The following is an 18484-nucleotide window of genomic DNA, read 5'->3' on the forward strand; positions in this document are numbered from 1 at the left end:
CCCCATGCCCGCCACCAGCCCCCGCCTCGCCCTCGGCGTCCTCGCCACCGGCATGCTCATGACCGTTCTCGACGGCAGCATCGTCACCGTCGCCATGCCCGCCATCCAGGGCGACCTCGGCTTCACCCCCGCCGGCCTCAGCTGGGTCGTCAACGCCTACCTGATCGCCTTCGGTTCGCTCCTCCTCCTCGCCGGCCGCCTCGGCGACCTCGTCGGCCGCAAGCGGATGTTCCTCGCGGGCACCGGGATCTTCACCGCCGCCTCGCTCCTCGCCGGCGTCGCCGCCTCCCCCGCCGTCCTCGTCGCCGCCCGCTTCCTCCAGGGAGTCGGCAGCGCGACGGCCTCCGCCGTCGGCCTCGGCATCCTCGTCACGCTCTTCACCGAACCCCGCGAACGCGCCCGCGCCATCGCCGTGTTCAGCTTCACCGGCGCCGCCGGCGCCTCCCTCGGCCAGGTCCTCGGCGGCATCCTCACCGACGCCCTCGCCTGGAACTGGATCTTCTTCATCAACCTCCCCATCGGCGTCGCCACCGTCCTCGTCGCCGTCCGCGCCCTCCCCGCCGACCGCGCCCGGGGCCTGCGCGCCGGCGCCGACGTCCTCGGCGCGCTGCTCGTGACCGCCGGGCTCATGGCCGGGATCTACGCCGTCGTCAAGATCGAGGAGTACGGGGCGGGTTCGGCGCACACCCTCGGCTTCGGGGCCCTCGCCCTCGCCCTCCTCGCCGGCTTCCTGCTCCGCCAGGCGAAGGCGACGAACCCCCTCATGCCGCTGCGGATCCTCCGCTCCCGCAACGTCGCCGGCGCGAACGCCGTCCAGATGCTGATGGTCGCCGCGCTCTTCTCCTTCCAGGTCCTCGTCGCCCTCTACCTGCAGAAGGTCCTCGGGTACGGAGCCGCCGGGACCGGCTTCGCGATGCTGCCCGCCGCGCTCGTCATCGGCGCCGTCTCGCTCGGCGTCTCGGCCCCGCTCATCGCCCGCTTCGGCGAGCGGAACGTCCTGGTCACGGGCCTCGTGCTGCTCGTCGGCGTCCTCGGCCTGCTGGCCCGCGTCCCCGTCCACGCCTCGTACGCCGCCGACCTGCTCCCCGTGATGCTGCTCGCCGCCGGCTTCGGCCTCGCCCTCCCCGCCCTCACCGCGCTCGCCATGTCCGGCGCGGAGGAGGCGGACGCGGGCCTGGCCTCCGGTCTCTTCAACACCACCCAGCAGATCGGCATGGCCATCGGCGTCGCCGTCCTCTCCACCCTGGCCGCCGCCCGCACCGCGACCCTGACGGCGGCGGGAGAGCCCGACGCCCAGGCCCTGACAGGGGGTTACCACCTCGCCTTCGGCGTCGGCGCCGGACTCCTGCTCCTCGCCCTGGCCGTCGCCCTCACCGTCCTGCGCCCCCGCGTCACCGAGGACACCCGGCAGATGACAATGGCCGCATGAGAGCCGACCGACTCGTCGCCGCCCTGCTCTTCCTGCAGACCCGGCAGCGGGTCACCGCCGCCGAACTCGCCGCCGAACTGGGCGTGTCCGAGCGCACGGCCCGCCGCGACCTCGAAGCGCTCGCGAGCGCCGGGATCCCGGTGTACTCGCAGGCGGGGCAGGGCGGCGGCTGGTCGCTGGTCGGCGGAGCCCGTACCGACCTGACCGGCCTGACGGCCCCCGAGATCCGCGAGCTGTTCCTGCTCACCGGGTCCGACGCCGACGCGGGCCCGCAGACCAGGACCGCCCTCCGCAAGCTCGTACGGGCCCTCCCCGCACCCCTCCGCGCGGGCGCCGAGGCCGCCGCCCGCGCCGGGATCGCCGACGGCACCGACTGGGCGGGCGCGGACACCGAGGAACCCCGGCTCGCGCCGCTCCAGCGTGCGGTGGTCGAGGAGCGGGAGCTGCACATCGGGTACGCCCGCCCCGGCCGCCCGCCCCGCGAGCGGACCGTCCAGCCGCTCGGGATCGCCGCCAAGTCCGGGGTCCGCTACCTCCTCGCGGACACGGCGGACGGCCTGCGCACCTTCCGGGTCTCCCGCGTCACCTCGGTGACCGAGACCGGCGCCCCGGCCGTACGCCCCGAGGGCTTCGACCTCGCCACCGCCTGGCGCGCGCTCGCCGCCCGCATGGAGGACCGGCTGGTCGCCGCGACGGTCCGGGGCCGCGCCGCCCCGGGCACGGAGTCCGTCCTGGAGGGCCTGCTCGGCGGGCGGATACGGTACGGGGAGCGCGGCCCGGACGGCTGGACGGCCATCGAGGCCGACGGCCCGTCCCCCGAGGTCGTCGCCGCGCAGCTGGCCGGCCTCGGCGCCCGCGTCGAGCTCCTCGACCCGCCCGGGGCCCGCGCCGCCCTGGCCAGGATCGGCGCCGAACTCACCTCCCTGTACGGGGGTCCAGGCACTCCGGAAGCTCCGCCTCGTGCACCAGCGCCAGGCGCGACACGGCCCGGGTGAGCACCACGTACAGCCGGTTCAGGCCGCGCGCCTCGGCCGCCACGATCGCGGCCGGTTCGACGACCACGACGTGGTCGAACTCCAGGCCCTTGACGACGGTCGCGGGCAGCACGGACACCCGCTCCCCGCACCCCTTCACCTCTTCGGCGACCGCGTCGACGAGGTGGTCGGCCGTGACGACCCCCACCGAGCCCTCCGCCGCGAGCGCGGCCCGCACGGCCTCGCGGACCCCGGCGGCGAGCTCCGTCGCCCGGTGGACCGTCACCTCGCCGTCCCGGCGCACCGAACGCCCCGCGGGCACGCCGGCGCCGAGCCGCGGAAGGAGCCGGTTGGCGAGGTCGACGATCGCCGCCGGGACGCGGTAGCCGAGGGTGAGCGGCACGACGGGCGTCCCGGGCTTGCCCAGGTGCTCCAGCTGCTCGTCCCAGTCGCGGGCCGCCCACGGGGTGGTGCCCTGGGCGAGGTCCCCGAGGACGGTGAGCGAACCGAACTCGGTGCGGCGGGCGATGGCCCGGCACTGCATGGGCGAGAGGTCCTGCGCCTCGTCGACGACGACGTGCCCGTAGCTCTCGGGGCGTTCGATCAGCCCCGCGAGCTCGTCGAGGAGGACGAGGTCGGCGGCGGTCCAGCGCGCCGAGCGGTACGAACGCGGCGGCCGCGCCCACCGGATCGCGGCGAGCTCGTCGGCCGTGAGCAGAAGGTCCGCCGCGCCCGCCGGGTCCGTCAGGACGCCCGCGAGGACCTCCTCCGGGGTCGCCTTCGGCCAGCAGCGGTCGAGGAACGCCGTCACCGCCCGCGCCCGCTCGACCCGCCGCGCCCAGGCCGCGCCCATCGGTCCCGAGCGGCGTTCGGCCCGGAGCTGGAGGGCCCGGACGATCCGGGCGCGGACGCGTTCGCGGCCGGTCGCGTAGGGCGGTGCCTCCTCCCGTACGGCCGAGACGATCGCGGCGAGCTGCGCCGCGGGAAGCCGCCAGTGGTACGAGCCGTCGGGGACGGCCAGGTCCTCCGCCGGGGCCGGGTCGACCCTGCCGTACAGCGCGCGGTGCAGCACCCCCGCCATCCGGGCGTCGTGCTTGACCAGGGCCGCCGCCTCGTCGTCCTCCACCCGGACCGGGTGGCGGGCGATCTCGTCGTCGAGGGTGGCCTGCCGGATCCCGGTCTCGCCCAGCGAGGGCAGCACTTCGGCGATGTACGAGAGGAAGGCCCGGTGGGGGCCGAGGACGAGGAGGCCGGAGCGGCGGATCCGCTGCGGGTGCGTGTAGAGGAGGTACGCGGCCCGGTGCAGGCCCACGGCGGTCTTGCCCGTGCCGGGCGCGCCCTGCACGCACAGGGAGGCGGCGGGCTCGGAGCGTACGAGGTCGTCCTGTTCGGGCTGGATGGTGGCGGCGATGTCCCGCATGGGGCCCACCCGGGGGCGCTCGATCTCCCCGGTGAGGAGGGCGCTGACCTGCCCCGTGTCACCGTCGGTGAGGTTCTCGTCCTCCAGGGCGGTCAGGTCCTCGGTCGCGCCCGCGCTGTTCGGGGCCCAGCCGAAGCGGCGGCGGCGCAGGACGCCCTGCGGGTCGTGCGCGCCGGCCTGGTAGTAGGCGCGGGAGACGGGTGCGCGCCAGTCGACGACGAGCGGCGGGGCGGCCGGGTGCTCGGCGATCCGGCGGCGGCCGATGTGGTGGATCTGGCCGTCCTCGCGGTCGAGGCGCCCGAAGAACAGGGGTCCGGGCGGCTGTTCGCGCATCTCCTTGGCGCGGCTGCGGAGGTGGTAGCCGAGGGCTTCGGCGTCGGCGCCGGAGGCGGCGACGTCCTCGCCGGTGACGACCTGCTCGACGACGTCCTCGGTCATGCGGATCAGGGCGGCGCGGCAGGCGTCGTGGTGGGAGCGTTCGCGGGCGAGCTCAAGGTCCAGTGACGTCATTCCGTCAAGCCTAACGGAAAACGTTACCGGGTTACATTTTTTACCGAGTCACAGATGAGCGATCAGTACGGCAGCCCCTCCCGCAGCGACCGGAACGCCTCCCTCGCCGCGGCCATCGCGTCCCGCGCCACCGCGTCGAGCGCCTCTCCGGCCGTCAGGCGTGCCACGTTCTCGTTCGCCAGGATCCGCAGCACGGCCGTGATCTGCCCGGCCGCGAGCCGCGCCGTCAGGGGGTCGCCGCCGAGCGCCCGCGCGAGGGCCTCCTCCGAACGCTGCTGGTAGGCGTGGATCCCGGCGAGCAGGGCCGGCGTCCCGTACAGGAGCCGGTGGTACGCGAGGACCGCCGGCACGTCGCAGAGCCCGGTCACCGGATCGCGCCGCTGAAGGCCCGCGAGCAGGTGCTCGCCCAGCGCGTCGAGCGGCGCCCTGCCGTCCGCACGCCCGCCCGCCACCACGCGCGCGGACTCGTCCTCGTGGTCGGCGAACCGGTGGAGGACCAGGTCCTCCTTGGCGGGGAAGTAGCGGAAGAGGGTCGGCTTCGAGACCTCGGCGGCGGCGGCCACCTCCGCGACGGACACCGCGTCGAAACCCTTCCTCAGGAAGAGCGCGATCGCCGCGTCCGAGAGGGCCTGCCGGGTCCGCGCCTTCTTCCGCTCGCGCAGACCGCCCGGGCCGGCCACACCGTCCTCCGCCACGCGGCGCCTCCTTCGTTCGGGGGCGCCCATCCTATGGCGGCCGGGCCTCAGAAGACGTCGGGCGAGAAGGGCCGCAGCGGGGTGCGGAACAGCAGGTCGGCGCGGGCGGCCGCACCGGCCGTCAACTCCTCCACGCGCCCGAGCCGGGACAACCGCACCGCCGACTCGTCGCCGAACGCGAGCGTGCTCACCTCCGCGACGTCGAGGGCGAGATCGGCCGAAGCGGACGTGGGCACACAGGCCGCGCCCGCCGGGGACGCGTCGAGCCGGAAGCGCCCGCCGGCCGGCCCGCCGGCGTCCCGCACCTCCAGGACGAGGCCGTCCTCCACCGGGTACGTCCGGCCCTCCAGGACCCGGACCACGTCCAGGACCCGGACCCACAGCATGTCCGCGTACGTCAGCAGCCGGGCCGCGCGCGGGTCGGGCAGGAGCAGCGGCAGCAGGTCGTCGGGCGCCCGGTAGCCGGTGCGGACCGTGGCGATCCAGTCGATCGAGCAGACGTAGTGCCACAGGGCGCGCTCGGCGGCCGGGGTGACCGCGATGAGGTCCCGTACGGTCGCCGTGTTCTGCGGGCGCTTCGCGTCGTCCCACTTGTCGTCGGCGGAGTACGCGACGTACCCCTCGACCTCGCCGGACTCCGACCGGTACATCGCGTAGTACGGCTCCCGCCACGGATGGCTCTGGAAGCCGAGGCCGGTGCCCTGCTCCCAGTCGCGCGCGCCACGGTTCGTGACCCCCGCGCGGACGCCGGCCAGCCGGCGGTGCACCTCGGGGCCGGCCTTCCGGATCTCGTCGCCGTCCGTCAGATCGATCCGCCCGCCGTCCTCCGGGCGGCCCGAGCGGCGCGGGTCGAGACCGGAGCGGTTCACGTCGACGCTCCACTCGGCGGCCCAGCTCGCCGCACCGAAGCCGAAGCGCCCGTAGATCGGGTACTCGGCGGCGATCAGCGTCGCGATCGCGTCGCCCCGCTCCTTCGCGGCGGCGAGGTCCATGGCCATCATCCGGCCGAGCAGCCCGCGCCTGCGGTGCGTCGGGGAGACCGTGACCTGCGTGATCGCGTCGGCGGTGAGACTGCCCCCGCCGACCGTGCTGACCTCCTGCCGGAAGGACCGGAAGGTCCCGACGATCCGGTCCCGGTCGAACACGCCGAGCGTCCGCGTGAGGTCCGCGGCCGCCAACCGGTCGGCGACCTCCGCGTCGGAGACGACCGGAGTCCTGAGGAACCCGGTGCGCAGCGCCCGCTGCCAGTCGCGGAACTCGGACTCCGTCACGGCACGCACGTCGAGGCTCATCCCCCGACCCTACGACCGCCGCGACGGGCCCCGCACGGGGTTTTCCGCCGTGCGGACGGGCGGCGCCGCACGGGCTGCTCCCCGTACGACGGCGCCGCCCGCGCACCGCGGTTCAGGCCCTCATCGAGGCCGGCTCACCGCCCTCGGGGAGGGCCTCAGGCGAGCAGGTCGTCGACCTGGGCCTCGCCCTCGCGGTAGCGGCGGGCGATCTCCGCGCTGCAGTCGTCGGCGGTCCGCTGGAGGTGCTGGCGACGGCGCGAGACCTGCTGCTCGTACCCCGCGAGCCGACCCATCGCCGCGTGCAGCTCGTCATCGGTGCGGGCCGTCAGGTCCGACAGCTCCACCTCCGACAGCATCTCGGTCGCGAGCCGCCGGTACTCCTCGCCGCGCGGCGTCGACAACGTCACGTGCCGCGCCGAGCTGCGGTGCCGCGAGGGCACGTCGGCGAGGATCTCGGAGAGCCGGTCGAGGACCGGCGCCTCCGGATCGGTCCGCCGCGCCAGCTCGGCCCGCAGGATGTCGATCCGGCCCTGGAGCATCCGGCGTACGTAACTCAGGTCGGCCTCGTCGCTCTGCGCGTCCCTGCGCAGCGCGCGCAGTTCCGGCAGCCGCAGGGCGCCGAGCTCGGGCTGCGTCCGCTCCTCCGGCTCGGCGGTCCTCTGCACGGGTGGGCGCGTCACGGGCCCTCCGCCCGGTCCTCCGCCGCGGGTTCCGGAGCGGATCAGCGGTACGGGGCCGGACGGCGTCGGCCCGGTTCCAGGTGCACTCATGAGAATCGTCCCCTCGACCGGTGCGGTCGGCCGCACCGCCTGACACGCATGGTGCCACTCCTGCACGTGCGAACGCAGGCGCTCTGCACCCGTTCGGCCCCTCGTCCTCCGGCCCGCGGCCCGCTCGGTAGGTTGGTGCGCATGCGAGCTGTGGTGCAGAGGGTGGACGGCGCGAGCGTCGTCGTCGCAGGGGAGACCGTCGGGGAGATCACCGGCGAGGGGCTGTGCGTCCTGGTCGGGGTGACCCACGACGACACCCCGGAGAAGGCCGCCCAATTGGCCAGAAAGCTCTGGTCCGTCCGGGTACTGGACGGCGAGAAGTCGTGCTCCGACGTGAACGCGCCGCTGCTCGTCATCTCCCAGTTCACCCTCTACGGAGACGCCCGCAAGGGCCGCCGCCCCACCTGGAACGCCGCGGCCCCCGGCCCGGTCGCCGAGCCCCTCGTCGACGAGGTGGTCGCCCGGCTGCGCGCCCTGGGCGCGCACGTGGAGACGGGCCGCTTCGGAGCGAAGATGAGCGTCTCCCTCACGAACAACGGCCCGTTCACGGTACTGCTGGAGGTCTAGGACCCATCCGGCCCTGATCCGCCGGGCAGGCCCTAGGGCTCGACGACGGTCTCCTGCGCGGCGGCCGTCGTGCCGGCGATCAGCGGGGCGTCCACGGGCACGTTCCGCTTCAGCAGGCCCAGGGCGATCGGGCCGAGTTCATGGTGGCGGACGGCCGTCGTCACGAAGCCGAGCTGCCGGCCCTCCTCCCCGTCGGCCGCGAGCCGGAGCGGGGTGCCGTGGGCGGGCAGCAGGACCTCGCTGCCGTCCAGGTGCAGGAAGACCAGACGGCGCGGCGGCTTCCCCAGGTTCTGCACCCGGGCGACGGTCTCCTGGCCCCGGTAGCAGCCCTTCTGGAGGTGGACGGCGCTGCCGATGAGGCCGACCTCGTGCGGGATGGTCCGGTGGTCGGTCTCGAAACCGAGCCGCGGCCGGTGCGCCTCGACGCGCAGCGCCTCGTACGCGAGGATCCCGGCGGCCGGCCCGTGCGAGGCCGCGAAGGACTCCAGGTCGGCGCGGGGCAGGAACAGGTCGCGGCCGTGCGGGGTCTCCCGTACGACGGCGCCTTCGGGCACCTCGGCGATGGACCCGGCCGGAAGGTGGACGACGGCGAGGTCGTCGGTCCGGTCGGCGACCTCCACCCGGTAGAAGAACTTCATCGACTCCAGGTACGCGACGAGCTCCTCGCGCGTCCCCGGCTCGACGTGCGCCCACACCGTCTCGCCGTCGTCGACGAGGTACAGGGCGTGCTCGATGTGCCCGTTCGCGGAGAGGATCAGCGCCTCGGTCGCCTGCCCGGGCGGCAGTTCGGTCATGTGCTGGGTGACGAGCAGGTGCAGCCAGCTCAGCCGGTCGTCACCGGAGACGGCGACGACCCCGCGGTGCGAGAGGTCGACGAAGCCGTTGCCTTCGGCGAGGGCGCGCTGCTCGCGGAACAGGTCGCCGTAGTGCGCGGCGACGCCTTCGTCGCGGCCTTCGGCGGGGACGGCGCCGGGCAGGGACAACAGGGGGCTCTTCATGCAATAGAGCCTACGACTCGGCGGCAGCGTCCTTGTTCGAACAGTCCCGGCAGCGGCCGAAGATCGCGAAGTGCTTCATGTCCGTCTCGAACCCGAAGGCCTCGCGGAGCTTCCCCGTGAACTCGGCGGCCACCTCGACGTCCGCCTCGATCACCTCGGAGCAGTCCCGGCAGACCAGGTGCAGATGGTGGTGCCGGTCGGCGAGGTGGTAGGTCGGCGCCCCGTGCCCCAGATGCGCGTGGGAGACCAGACCGAGCTCCTCCAGGAGCTCCAGGGTCCGGTACACGGTGGAGATGTTCACCCCGGAGGCCGTCCTGCGGACCTCGCACAGGATGTCGTCCGGGGTCGCGTGCTCCAGCTTGTCCACGGCCTCCAGGACAAGCTGGCGCTGCGGCGTCAGCCGGTAGCCGCGCTGCCGCAGGTCGCTCTTCCAGTCGGTGCTCACCACGCCCCCCAGTGTATGAGGACGCGGTGAACACCCCCAGGTGTCTAGCGGAAGAAGGCGATGCCGTCGTCCGGCATGTCGGGCAGGTTGCGGGCCATCTCCGCGACCTCCTCCGGCGTGACGACCTTCTTCAGGTGCGCCGACATGTACGGGCGGAGCGGGACCTCGGGGGTCGCCTTCTCGCCGACCCACATCAGGTCGCTCTTCACGTAGCCGTAGAGCCGCTTGCCGCCGCTGTACGCGTCCGAGGCCGCGGTCCGGGCGACGGCGTCCGTCACCAGGTCGATCTGCGGCTTCTGGTCGGCGAGCTCGCCGTACCAGATCTCGACGATGCCCTGGTCGCGGACCATGACGACCTCGACCTTGCGGTCCTTGTCGATCCGCCAGTAGCCGCTCTCGCTCTCCAGCGGGCGGACCTTGTTGCCGTCGTTGTCCAGGACCCAGGAGTGGGAGCGGTACTCGAGGAAGTCCCGGCCGTCGTGGCTGAAGGTCACGGACTGGCCGAAGTTGCACTTCTCGGCGCCGGGGAAGTCGGAGACGCCCGCGCCCTCCCACGTGCCGAGCAGGAACGCGAGGGGGACGAGGTCCGGGTTGAGGTCGGACGGAATCTCGATCATGAGCAGCTCTGGCGTTCTCTAGAAGTGGTTAGCGCTGGCCCTGGTACAGCTTCTTCACGGTCAGACCGGCGAAGGCGATCACGCCGACGGCGACCAGGACCAGGAGGGTTTCGAAGAAGGCGATCATGAGGTGCTCCTCGACTGAGCGGTGAAGGCGGAACGGGCCGGACCCCAGCTTAGTGGGCGGGGGTCCGGCCCACTCGGTGAGGTGGGTCTCGCGGACGATCAGCCGAGCAGCTGGTTCTGCAGGGTGACGGTCTGCTGGAACGGCACCGCGAGCGCCTCGCCCCTGCGGGTCTGGGTGATCAGCGCGAGGGTGTCGCCGGCCTGGACGTAGGCCCAGCGGACCTGCTCGGGGCCGTACGGCTTCTTCTCCCGGAAGGCGTACGCGCTCGTGTCCGACACCTCGATGTCGTCCCCGATCGCCTCCGGGACGACGCCCTCCACTCCGTCCGGCAGGGCCTTGGGGCCGTCCACGCCGTCCGCTTCCAGGGCCACGTCCTTGTACGCCTCCGCGTGCGCGACGGAGCTGAACCGGAGCAGGTGGATCGTGGTGCGGGTGCCGTCGGGGGTCGTCCATCCCCGGGCGGCGATGTGCCGCAGGGCGGAGTCCGCGAGGTGCTTCGCGAGGTCGCCGCGGAACTCCTTCCCGTAGAGGGAGAGGTACGCGTCCGTGGACACGAACCCGCCGTCCAGCTTCGGGTCGGTCGTCGCACCGGCCGGGGCGGGCAGCAGCAGCCGACGCACGTCGGCGTGGTGGACCTCGCCGTCGTTGCCGTCGGTGAAGGGGCGCGGCTTGTCCGCGGGCAGCGCCGGGAGCCGGAGCTTCGGGTACTCCCAGCGGCCGTCGCTCTCGGTCGCGAGACCGGGCACGTCGGTGCGGTCGAGCGCGGTGATCCCCATGGCGGTACCGGCACCGACGCCACCGCACACGACGACGGCGGCGGTCCACCGGGCGACGGCCCACAGGACCCGCCGGGACCGACGGGGCGCGGGGACGGGGGCGGTGGCCTCGGGCGCGGGGGCGGTGGCCTCGGGCGCGGGGGCGGGGGCGGGCGGCACGGCGTCAGTGGGCGCCACGGCATCGGCGGCCGGCACCGCCTCGGCGGGCGCCACGGCCGGCGCCTCGGCCGGCGTCCCAGCGGACGCTTCGGCCGGCGTCCCAGCCGACCCCTCGGCCAGTGCCCCAGCGGGCACCACGGCCGGCGTCCCAGCGGGCGCCTCGGCCGGTGCCCCAGCTCGCGCCTCGGCCGCGGCCTCGGCGGCCGTCGTGCTCGGCTCCTCGGTCGGCTGCTCGCTCAGCTGCTCGGTCATACGTACTCCCCCGGGGACTCGATGTGGCGGAGCTGCTTCTCGACGAGGTCCGCCACGGCCTGCTGGTCGAAGGGCGCGGCGCCGAACGCCCGGACGGTCACCATGACCTCGCCGTCGTACGCCGAGCAGGTCATGTCCTGGAGGTCGGGCGTCCGCTCGACCCCGTCGTCCTGCTTCGGCTTCTCGGGCTTCGGCCCCAGGTAGCAGGCGGAGTTCTTCGCGTGCTCCTTGATCTTCGGGCCCTTGCGCAGCTCGAGGAGCTCGGCCATGTCCTTGCGGACCTCGAAGAACTCGCGGACCGACTTCTTGTCCTTCATCCGCAGGATGAGCACCTCGGCCTGGAGGGTGCTGTCCTCCTTGGCGTACGCGCGCATCGCCATGCCCTGGATGCCGAGCCGGTCGATCTCCTTCTCGTACGCGCGGCGCTTCTTGCCGTAGAAGGACCTGCCCGACTGCTTGAGGAGCCCCGCGGCCTGCTTCGCGGGCACCTCGACGTCGTTGCCGTACCCCTCGATGTCCGCCCCGAGGGTGTAGCCCTCCGGCACGGGCAGGAGGAGCTTGCTCATCGGCGTGGACGCGCGGCCCCGGAGGGCGCCGGCGGCCGGGTCCCCGGCGGTCGCGGACGCGCTGGGCTCGGCCCACGCCACCGTGGGGGCGGTCCGGTCGGCGCGGTCGACGGTGACGGCGGTGTACGCGACACCGCCGCCGACGAGTCCGAGCACGACCGCGGAGGCCAGCACGTTCAGCAGGATCCGGCGCTTGCGGCTCCCCGGCTTCTCGGTCTTCTCGCTCACAGGCGCCCCAGCTGCCGCTCGGCCAGAGAGCGGATCTCGCTCTCGGCGATCTTGTGTGTGTCGGACATGAGGATCGTGATCGCGATGTCCCCGCGCGCGATGAAGGCGCGGGCCTCGTACATGTCCAGGTATCCGGCCTCCCGGCGTACCGGATAGACGAAGTAGCGGCCGTCCGAGGAGCCCTTCACCGGCTGCCCGAGGGAGGCGGACTTGTCTTCCCTGGTGGCGATGCGCTGCTGCTGCATCACGTGGTCCACGGCGCCGAGGGTGGAGCCGGGGCGGTACTGCACGAGGTCGACCTCGACCCTCTTGTACTCGCCCACCAGCCACGCGCGCGAGGCGATCCGCCGGATCCCCGAGTCGAGCTCGTCCTCCAGGGCGCTCTCGGGCCTGGTGTAGCTGTCGGCGTACGCGTCCAGCGACTGCCACCCGTCCTCCCCGGCGGACCGCGCGCCCGCCGGCATCGGGACCAGCAGCTTCCGCAGGTCGCCCTGCGCCTTCGCCTGGTGGTCGTCCTTCGCCGACGGCGGCTCCGGCTCCTGGCCCTTCGGCAGCGGCTTCGACGGGTACGCGAGGCCCGGCTGGTTCAGGGGCGGGAGGGCGGTCGGTTCGCGGTCGGCCTGGATGCCGTAGCCGACGGCGGTGCCGCCGACGAGGCCGATGACGGCGGCGACGGCGATCAGCCCGACGGTACGGAGGATCCGGCGGCGCGGCCGCTGGACCGGAGGTGCGGGTTCCGTCGCCGTTTCCGGCTCCGGTGGTGACGTTGTATCCGTATTTTGGATACTTTCTTCGATACTCAAGAGTCCCCCCACGAGACCTGAAGCGCGGATTCCGTCACCCGCGCACACAGCTGACACGCGAGGGGCGCATGAGGTTGCAGTGCCGCGCATTACAGTTCGGTATATGGCGAAGAAGCTCGTGATCAAGGTGACCGCAGGGGCCGACGCCCCCGAACGCTGCTCCCAGGCCTTCACGGTGGCCGCCGTCGCCGTCGCGAGCGGCGTCGAGGTCTCGCTGTGGCTGACCGGCGAGTCCGCCTGGTTCGCCCTCCCCGGCCGCGCGGCGGAATTCGACCTCCCGCACGCCGCGCCGCTTCCGGACCTGATCGACTCGATCCTGGCGGCGGGCCGCATCACGCTCTGCACGCAGTGCGCGGCGCGCCGCGAGATCACGGAGAAGGACGTCCTGGACGGCGTCCGCATCGCCGGCGCGCAGGTCTTCGTCCAGGAGGCGATGTCCGACGGGACGCAGGCGCTCGTCTACTGACGCGGACGCGCCTCTCGCACCGAACCCCTCACGGCTCCCGGCGCTTCTTGCCGTCGAGCTCGTCCCACCACTCGTCCGACTGCGGGTCCCCGGACGGATCGTCCCACCAGCGGTCCTCCGGGCCCCGGCGGTTCGCGATCATCGCGGCGACCGGGGGGATGATCATGGCGACGACGCACATGCCGATCGCGACCGGCATCGAGAAGAGCCGCACGACGGCCCAGGCGCCCACGAACAGGGCCAGGCAGGCGCCCATCATCCAGAAGTAGACGTGCCGACGTCGCGCGTACACACCTTCAGCGTACGACCGGGCGGGCCCCGCGTCACCGACGGCCAAAGGCAGGCGCAGAAAAAAGAGGAGCCGGAGGGCCGTGCCTCTAGTCCTGGTCATAGGCGTCCAACCCCCCAGGAGGCACGGCCCTCCGGCCGTTCAGTGGTGTGGCGTCACACCGCGATGGCGACGTCCGTCAGGCTGCCCGTCTCGGTGACGACGACCTTGCGGTCGGCCTGGGCGCCGGGGACCAGCGCGCGGAGGGTCCACTCGCCGGTCGCCGCGTAGAAGCGGAACTGGCCGGTGGCCGAGGTCGGGACCTCGGCGGTGAACTCGCCGGAGCCGTCGAGGAGGCGCACGTAACCGGTGACGGGCTCGCCGTCCTTGGTCACCTGGCCCTGGATGGCCGTCTCACCGGGCTTGAGCGTGCTGACGTCGGGACCGCCGACCTGAGCTCCACACATGTTCTCTGTCCTGTCCTGAAGAAGCCTGAAGAAGTGGGGGTTACTTGTTGGCGCCGAGCTCGATCGGCACGCCGACGAGGGAGCCGTACTCGGTCCAGGAGCCGTCGTAGTTCTTGACGTTCGTGACCTCGAGGAGCTCGTGCAGGACGAACCAGGTGAGCGCGGAGCGCTCGCCGATGCGGCAGTAGGCGATGGTGTCCTTCGCCAGGTCGACCTGCTCGGCCTCGTAGAGGGCCTTGAGCTCGTCGTCCGACTTGAAGGTGCCGTCGTCGTTGGCGTTCTTCGACCACGGGATGTTGCGGGCGCTCGGCACGTGGCCGGGGCGCTGCGACTGCTCCTGCGGGAGGTGCGCCGGGGCGAGCAGCTTGCCGGAGAACTCGTCGGGCGAGCGGACGTCGACCAGGTTCTGGGAGCCGATCGCGGCGACGACGTCGTCGCGGAAGGCGCGGATGGAGGAGTCCTGGGCCTTGGCCTTGTACTCGGTGGCCGGGCGGGCCGGCACCTCGGCGACGAGGTCGCGGGAGTCGAGCTCCCACTTCTTGCGGCCGCCGTCGAGGAGCTTGACGTCCTGGTGGCCGTAGAGCTTGAAGTACCAGTAGGCGTAGGAGGCGAACCAGTTGTTGTTGCCGCCGTAGAGGACGACCGTGGTGTCGTTCGCGATGCCCTTGGCCGAGAGGAGCTTCTCGAAGCCCTCCTGGTCGATGAAGTCGCGGCGGACCGGGTCCTGCAGGTCCTTGGTCCAGTCGATGCGGATGGCGTTGCGGATGTGGTTCTTCTCGTAGGCCGAGGTGTCCTCGTCGACCTCGACGATGGCGACCTGCGGGTTGTCGAGGTTGGCCTCGACCCAGTCCGCGTCGACCAGGACGTCGCTGCGAGCCATGCTGTTCTCCTCCGGGGCAGTGTGCGGGGGTGTGCTGCGGTGGTGCGGATGCGTGCTGCGGTGCGCGTCGTCGCGGACATACGGACATACGGGGCATATGGACATACGGACAGCGGACGTGCGTACGGCTCTGCACAGGGGCGGCCCCGACGTCAGTCGACAGGCCTGAGGGATACGGGAGTTGGCGTCCCGCTCAGACTGAAGGACAGAGCATGGCGGCGACGCGGCACAGGTCTACTGCCCGCCGCTTCGTGAGATCCGCCTGTCGCTTCATGCCCTCGATCGTAGGGACGGACAGGCGGCCGTGTCACCGGTGTGTCGTATTTTGAGACGCGATCGTCCGAGATGCGAGACGTGATCACGTCATGGGTGGCCTTCGAACGCCTCCGGACCGAGGTGTCCGGTTCACCATCTACGGATCGGACGGCCCTGTCTCACCATGTGACCAGAGGCCCCCGTCAGCCCGCCAGGACGACGTCCTTGCCGGTCACGGTGACCGCGAGGCCGTCCGGGCGCGGCTCGACCTTCTCCACCTTCATCCCGGCGATCATGCCGATCGGGCGCTCGAAGTCGGTGCGCGCGCGGACGAGGTCCTCGACGCCCGGAATCCCCGCGCCCGGCACCTCGTCGGCGCGGACCCGGATGGTGTCGCCGTTCACGACGGTGACCGTGGACAGGACCGAACGGGTCAGGCTGCGGCCGAGGATCTTCACGCTGCCGGTGACCTTCACCTTGCCGTTCCCGCCGTAGGCGACGGTCGCCTCGCGGTCGGAGGCGGCGGTGAGGTCCGCGTACGAGATGAGGGCCGTGCCGCTCGCCGAGCCCGCCTTCGCGCCGGCCCAGTCGCCGGTCACGGTCACGTCCCGGAGGGTCGCGGTCAGCTCGCCGACCCGGACGTCCTTGTCGCCGGCCTGCGCCTTCACGCCGGTCGCCGTCACCTCGACCTCGTCGAACCGCTTGTCCAGGACCTGGGTGAGGAACGGGAAGCCCTTGATGTCGACCTCGATCGAGTCGCTGGTCGAGGCGGACAGCTTCACCCGGCTCGACGCCTCCGACTCGGCGTACGACACGGCCAGCCGGTCGATCCCGACGAGGATCCCGCCCAGCACGACGGCCACGATCAACAGAATCCGCAGTGCTCGCATGGGCTGTGCGTCCCCCCGTAGTGGTTCCTGTGGTGGTTCCCGTGCCGGATCCCGTGAAAGGTCACGGCCCCCCGACACGAAGATCGACGTGTCGGGGGGCCGGTTGGTTCCCGTGTCCGGGACGAGCCGCAGGTCAGGCCAGGGCCCGGCCGAGCAGGTAGACGGCGGGCGCGGCGGCGGTCAGCGGCAGCGCGACGCCCGCGGTCATGTGGACGAACCGCGACGGGTAGTCGTAGCTGGCCACCCGCAGGCCGATCAGCGCGCAGACCCCGGCGCCGAGGCCGAGGAGCGCGCCGGAGGTGCCCAGGTCGGTGAGGCCGCCGGCCGCGATCCCGGCGCCCGCCGCGGCGAGCAGGGCGGCGATCAGCGAGACCGGTCCGGGCAGCGGCAGCGCCCGGGCGAGGACGGTGGCGGCGACCGCGGCCCCGCCGACGACCACCGCGTCCGGGGCGGCGCCGAGGTGCCCGGTGGCGACGACGGTCAGGGCGGCGGAGGCGATGGTGGCCATCAGGCCGTACATGCGCTCGTCGGGGTCGGCGTGGCTGCGCAGCTGGAGGACGAGGCAGAGCAGCACCCAGACGCCGAGCGTGCCCAGGATCGCGGCGGCCGCGTGCTCCCGGCCGGTGGCGAGCAGGGCGGCGTCGGCGACGAGGCCGCCGAGGAAGGCCAGGGCGATGCCCTGCCGGGCCGGCCACATGCCGTTGAGCCGGAACCAGCCGGCGGCGGTGAGGCCCTGGAGCAGCACGAGCGGGACGAGCAGCCCGTACGAGCCGAGCGAGGCGCCGCCCGCGAGCAGCAGTCCGAGGACGGCGGTGAGGGCGGCGGGCTGCATGCCGGGCTCGATCACCGGCGAGCGGCCCTCGGCGCGGGCGCGCTGGGCATCGGTGATGCGGGTGTTCCCCGAGGTGGTGGGCGAGGAGTACGCGGGCCCGCCGTCGGCCACCGGAGCGGATGCCGGGACGGGGGCGGGCGCGGGCTCGGGCTCGGGCTCGGGCTCGGCGACCGGCTCCGCGTAGTACGCGGCGGGCGCGCCTCCGTGCGACGGGTACTGCTCGTACGGCTGCTGCCCGTACGACTGCGGGTAGGCCTGCGGCTGCGGCTGCTCGTGGCTCACGGGAGCCTGGGCCTGCGCCTGCGCCGCCTGGATCTGGTCGTACGAGACGGCCGGCTGGTACGTGGTGTCCCAGGTCTGGCCCTCCCACGTCTGGGTGACGTCGGCGGGGTTCTGCGGCCCGTTCGCGTTGGCGTCGGCGTACGGCTCGTACTGCTGCCCGCCGTAGTACTGGTCGTTGCTCATTGCTGTGGGGTTCACCCTCCTGCGAACGGGGGGAGCACCTCGACCGTGCCGCCCTCGGCAAGCCGTACCGTCTCATGGCTCCGGGTCCCGACGGGGTCGCCGTCGACCAGGAACGAGCACCGCTTGAGGACCTGGACGAGCTCGCCCGGATGCTGCGCGCGGGCCGCGTCGAGGGCCTCTGCGAGGGTCCCGGCGTCGTACGGCTCCTCGGCGACACCGGCGGCCGCCTTGGCCGCGGCCCAGTAGCGGATGGTTCCCGCTGCCATAGCGGCGCTCCCTTCGTTCGTGTGCGCGCCGCCCCCCATCATGGGCTATGCGCGCGTGAGCCAGTCCCCCAGGCGGGCGAGGAGCTTCTCGTCGGCCGCGTTCTCGGCGTGGCCCATGCCCCGCTCCAGCCAGAGCTCCGCGTCGCCCGCGGCGGCCAGCATGCGCGGGTGGTCGAGCGGGAAGTACGCGTCGCGGTCGCCGTGGACGATCAGCAGGGGGGTCGGCGCGATCAGCGGGACCGCCTCCACGGGGGACAGCGGCACCGGGTCCCAGGCCCTGCTGTCGATCCGGGTGCCGAGTCCGTACCGCCCGACGAGGCGGCCCGCCGGCCGGGTGACCACCCAGTGGACGCGGCGCATCGGCGCCGTCCCCCGGTAGTACCAGCGGGCGGGCGCGGACACGGCGGCCACCGCGTCGGCGCGGCCCTCCGTGCCGCGCTCCAGGGCCGCGTGCCGCAGGACCACGGAGCCGCCCATGGAGAAGCCGAGGGTCGCCACGCGCGCGTGGCCGAGCTCACGGGCCCAGCGGACGGCGGCGGACAGGTCGAGGACCTCGCGGTCGCCGACGGTGGAGCGGCCGCCGGAGCGGCCGTGGCCGCGGAAGGAGAAGGTGACGACGGCCGCGCCGCGCTGCGCGAGGGCGCCGGCGGCGCGCCGGACGGCGGGCCGGTCGGCCGACCCGGTGAAGCCGTGGGCGAGGACGACCGCCGTATCGGTGACACTTGCCCGTGAGGGTTCGTAAACCGCCTCGATCCGGACACCGTCTTCGGTACGCAGCATGGACCGCACAGGTCGGGAAGTGAGCGAGGAAACATCCACCATGTGAAATCGGCCCTCTGCCTCGGAACTCATGTGGGCTATTCTGCTTGCCAGAGGATCCGGGCAACGCAGCCCCCGGGTCCTTTTGTGTTTTCCGACCGTTGTTACGGACGGATGAACAAAAGCTCTCAGGGCGCGAGAGAGCCACACGTGAGCACACATAGACGTCCTCGCAGGGACCGAGGAGGAACCGACGTCATGGACGAGCGAACGACGACGCACGAAGGATCGACGACGATCGAGGCAGG

At 73.0% G+C, this 18484-nt stretch carries 22 protein-coding genes; 4 read left to right on the top strand and 18 right to left on the bottom strand.

What is annotated here, in order from left to right; genetic code table 11:
- Positions 1-4 precede the first annotated feature (4 nt).
- Positions 5-1429: an MFS transporter gene (locus tag GGE06_RS40160; protein WP_246533067.1), complete on the top strand. Its 1425-nt coding sequence runs from the start codon at positions 5-7 to the stop codon at positions 1427-1429.
- Complete coding sequence (locus GGE06_RS40165; RefSeq protein ID WP_116159738.1) at positions 1426-2424, top strand: helix-turn-helix transcriptional regulator; 999 nt, start codon at positions 1426-1428, stop codon at positions 2422-2424. The genes GGE06_RS40160 and GGE06_RS40165 overlap by 4 nt, the downstream gene beginning before the upstream one ends.
- On the opposite strand, the gene GGE06_RS40170 is transcribed toward GGE06_RS40165, so the two are convergent.
- The 4 genes from GGE06_RS40170 to GGE06_RS40185 form a co-directional block, all read right to left on the bottom strand.
- Entirely contained in the window at positions 2345-4333 is a 1989-nt protein-coding gene (locus GGE06_RS40170) for a HelD family protein (protein WP_184933138.1), read from the bottom strand. The genes GGE06_RS40165 and GGE06_RS40170 overlap by 80 nt on opposite strands.
- 62 nt (positions 4334-4395) lie before the next feature.
- A complete protein-coding gene (locus GGE06_RS40175) occupies positions 4396-5058 on the bottom strand; it encodes a TetR/AcrR family transcriptional regulator (RefSeq protein WP_116159740.1) in 663 nt (220 codons plus the stop codon).
- Positions 5059-5075: 17 nt separating this feature from the next.
- Positions 5076-6320 carry a GNAT family N-acetyltransferase gene (locus GGE06_RS40180; protein WP_184933139.1) on the bottom strand — a complete coding sequence of 415 codons (1245 nt, stop codon included), beginning with the start codon at positions 6318-6320 and terminating at the stop codon, positions 5076-5078.
- Between the two features lie 155 nt (positions 6321-6475).
- Positions 6476-7090 (bottom strand): RsiG family protein, encoded by a 615-nt coding sequence (locus GGE06_RS40185; protein WP_116165402.1) that lies wholly within the window; start codon positions 7088-7090, stop codon positions 6476-6478.
- 141 nt (positions 7091-7231) lie between these two features.
- Here GGE06_RS40185 and dtd point away from each other — a divergent pair, with 141 nt between their 5' ends.
- On the top strand, positions 7232-7657 hold the full coding sequence (gene dtd, locus GGE06_RS40190) for a D-aminoacyl-tRNA deacylase (RefSeq protein WP_116159742.1): 426 nt from the start codon (positions 7232-7234) through the stop codon (positions 7655-7657).
- Positions 7658-7689: 32 nt separating this feature from the next.
- Here the strand turns inward: dtd and ygfZ are convergent, their stop codons facing one another.
- The 6 genes from ygfZ to GGE06_RS40220 form a co-directional block, all read right to left on the bottom strand.
- The gene (gene ygfZ, locus GGE06_RS40195) at positions 7690-8655 is read right to left on the bottom strand and encodes a CAF17-like 4Fe-4S cluster assembly/insertion protein YgfZ (protein ID WP_116159743.1); all 966 of its coding nucleotides are present in this window, start codon (positions 8653-8655) and stop codon (positions 7690-7692) included.
- Positions 8656-8665: 10 nt separating this feature from the next.
- On the bottom strand, positions 8666-9103 hold the full coding sequence (locus tag GGE06_RS40200; protein WP_116159744.1) for a Fur family transcriptional regulator: 438 nt from the start codon (positions 9101-9103) through the stop codon (positions 8666-8668).
- A 41-nt stretch (positions 9104-9144) separates the two neighbouring features.
- Positions 9145-9717 carry a heme-binding beta-barrel domain-containing protein gene (locus GGE06_RS40205; protein ID WP_116159745.1) on the bottom strand — a complete coding sequence of 191 codons (573 nt, stop codon included), beginning with the start codon at positions 9715-9717 and terminating at the stop codon, positions 9145-9147.
- A gap of 225 nt (positions 9718-9942) precedes the next feature.
- A complete protein-coding gene (locus GGE06_RS40210) occupies positions 9943-10833 on the bottom strand; it encodes a hypothetical protein (RefSeq protein WP_184933157.1) in 891 nt (296 codons plus the stop codon).
- 194 nt (positions 10834-11027) lie between these two features.
- Positions 11028-11825 carry a hypothetical protein gene (locus tag GGE06_RS40215; RefSeq protein WP_116159746.1) on the bottom strand — a complete coding sequence of 266 codons (798 nt, stop codon included), beginning with the start codon at positions 11823-11825 and terminating at the stop codon, positions 11028-11030.
- Positions 11822-12628 (bottom strand): hypothetical protein, encoded by an 807-nt coding sequence (locus GGE06_RS40220; protein WP_221519038.1) that lies wholly within the window; start codon positions 12626-12628, stop codon positions 11822-11824. Before GGE06_RS40220 ends, GGE06_RS40215 begins: the two co-directional genes overlap by 4 nt.
- Before the next feature lie 103 nt (positions 12629-12731).
- Here GGE06_RS40220 and GGE06_RS40225 point away from each other — a divergent pair, with 103 nt between their 5' ends.
- Positions 12732-13094, top strand: coding sequence for a DsrE family protein (locus GGE06_RS40225; RefSeq protein WP_116159748.1), 363 nt, complete (start codon positions 12732-12734; stop codon positions 13092-13094).
- 28 nt (positions 13095-13122) lie between these two features.
- Here the strand turns inward: GGE06_RS40225 and GGE06_RS40230 are convergent, their stop codons facing one another.
- The 8 genes from GGE06_RS40230 to GGE06_RS40260 form a co-directional block, all read right to left on the bottom strand.
- The gene (locus tag GGE06_RS40230) at positions 13123-13437 is read right to left on the bottom strand and encodes a DUF3099 domain-containing protein (RefSeq protein ID WP_181924872.1); all 315 of its coding nucleotides are present in this window, start codon (positions 13435-13437) and stop codon (positions 13123-13125) included.
- Between the two features lie 101 nt (positions 13438-13538).
- Positions 13539-13829 (bottom strand): DUF1416 domain-containing protein, encoded by a 291-nt coding sequence (locus GGE06_RS40235; protein WP_086826831.1) that lies wholly within the window; start codon positions 13827-13829, stop codon positions 13539-13541.
- A gap of 40 nt (positions 13830-13869) precedes the next feature.
- Positions 13870-14709 carry a sulfurtransferase gene (locus GGE06_RS40240; RefSeq protein WP_116159750.1) on the bottom strand — a complete coding sequence of 280 codons (840 nt, stop codon included), beginning with the start codon at positions 14707-14709 and terminating at the stop codon, positions 13870-13872.
- Positions 14710-14902: 193 nt separating this feature from the next.
- Positions 14903-14983 carry a putative leader peptide gene (locus GGE06_RS44210; protein ID WP_352029015.1) on the bottom strand — a complete coding sequence of 27 codons (81 nt, stop codon included), beginning with the start codon at positions 14981-14983 and terminating at the stop codon, positions 14903-14905.
- Between the two features lie 184 nt (positions 14984-15167).
- The gene (locus tag GGE06_RS40245; RefSeq protein WP_184933141.1) at positions 15168-15854 is read right to left on the bottom strand and encodes an LmeA family phospholipid-binding protein; all 687 of its coding nucleotides are present in this window, start codon (positions 15852-15854) and stop codon (positions 15168-15170) included.
- Between the two features lie 133 nt (positions 15855-15987).
- The gene (locus GGE06_RS40250; protein WP_184933142.1) at positions 15988-17151 is read right to left on the bottom strand and encodes a hypothetical protein; all 1164 of its coding nucleotides are present in this window, start codon (positions 17149-17151) and stop codon (positions 15988-15990) included.
- Between the two features lie 11 nt (positions 17152-17162).
- Positions 17163-17417 (bottom strand): MoaD/ThiS family protein, encoded by a 255-nt coding sequence (locus tag GGE06_RS40255; protein ID WP_116159753.1) that lies wholly within the window; start codon positions 17415-17417, stop codon positions 17163-17165.
- 45 nt (positions 17418-17462) lie between these two features.
- Positions 17463-18269 carry an alpha/beta hydrolase gene (locus GGE06_RS40260; RefSeq protein WP_184933143.1) on the bottom strand — a complete coding sequence of 269 codons (807 nt, stop codon included), beginning with the start codon at positions 18267-18269 and terminating at the stop codon, positions 17463-17465.
- Positions 18270-18484 lie beyond the last annotated feature (215 nt).

The organism is Streptomyces nymphaeiformis (genome assembly GCF_014203895.1).
In the GTDB taxonomy this organism is placed as follows: domain Bacteria; phylum Actinomycetota; class Actinomycetes; order Streptomycetales; family Streptomycetaceae; genus Streptomyces; species Streptomyces nymphaeiformis.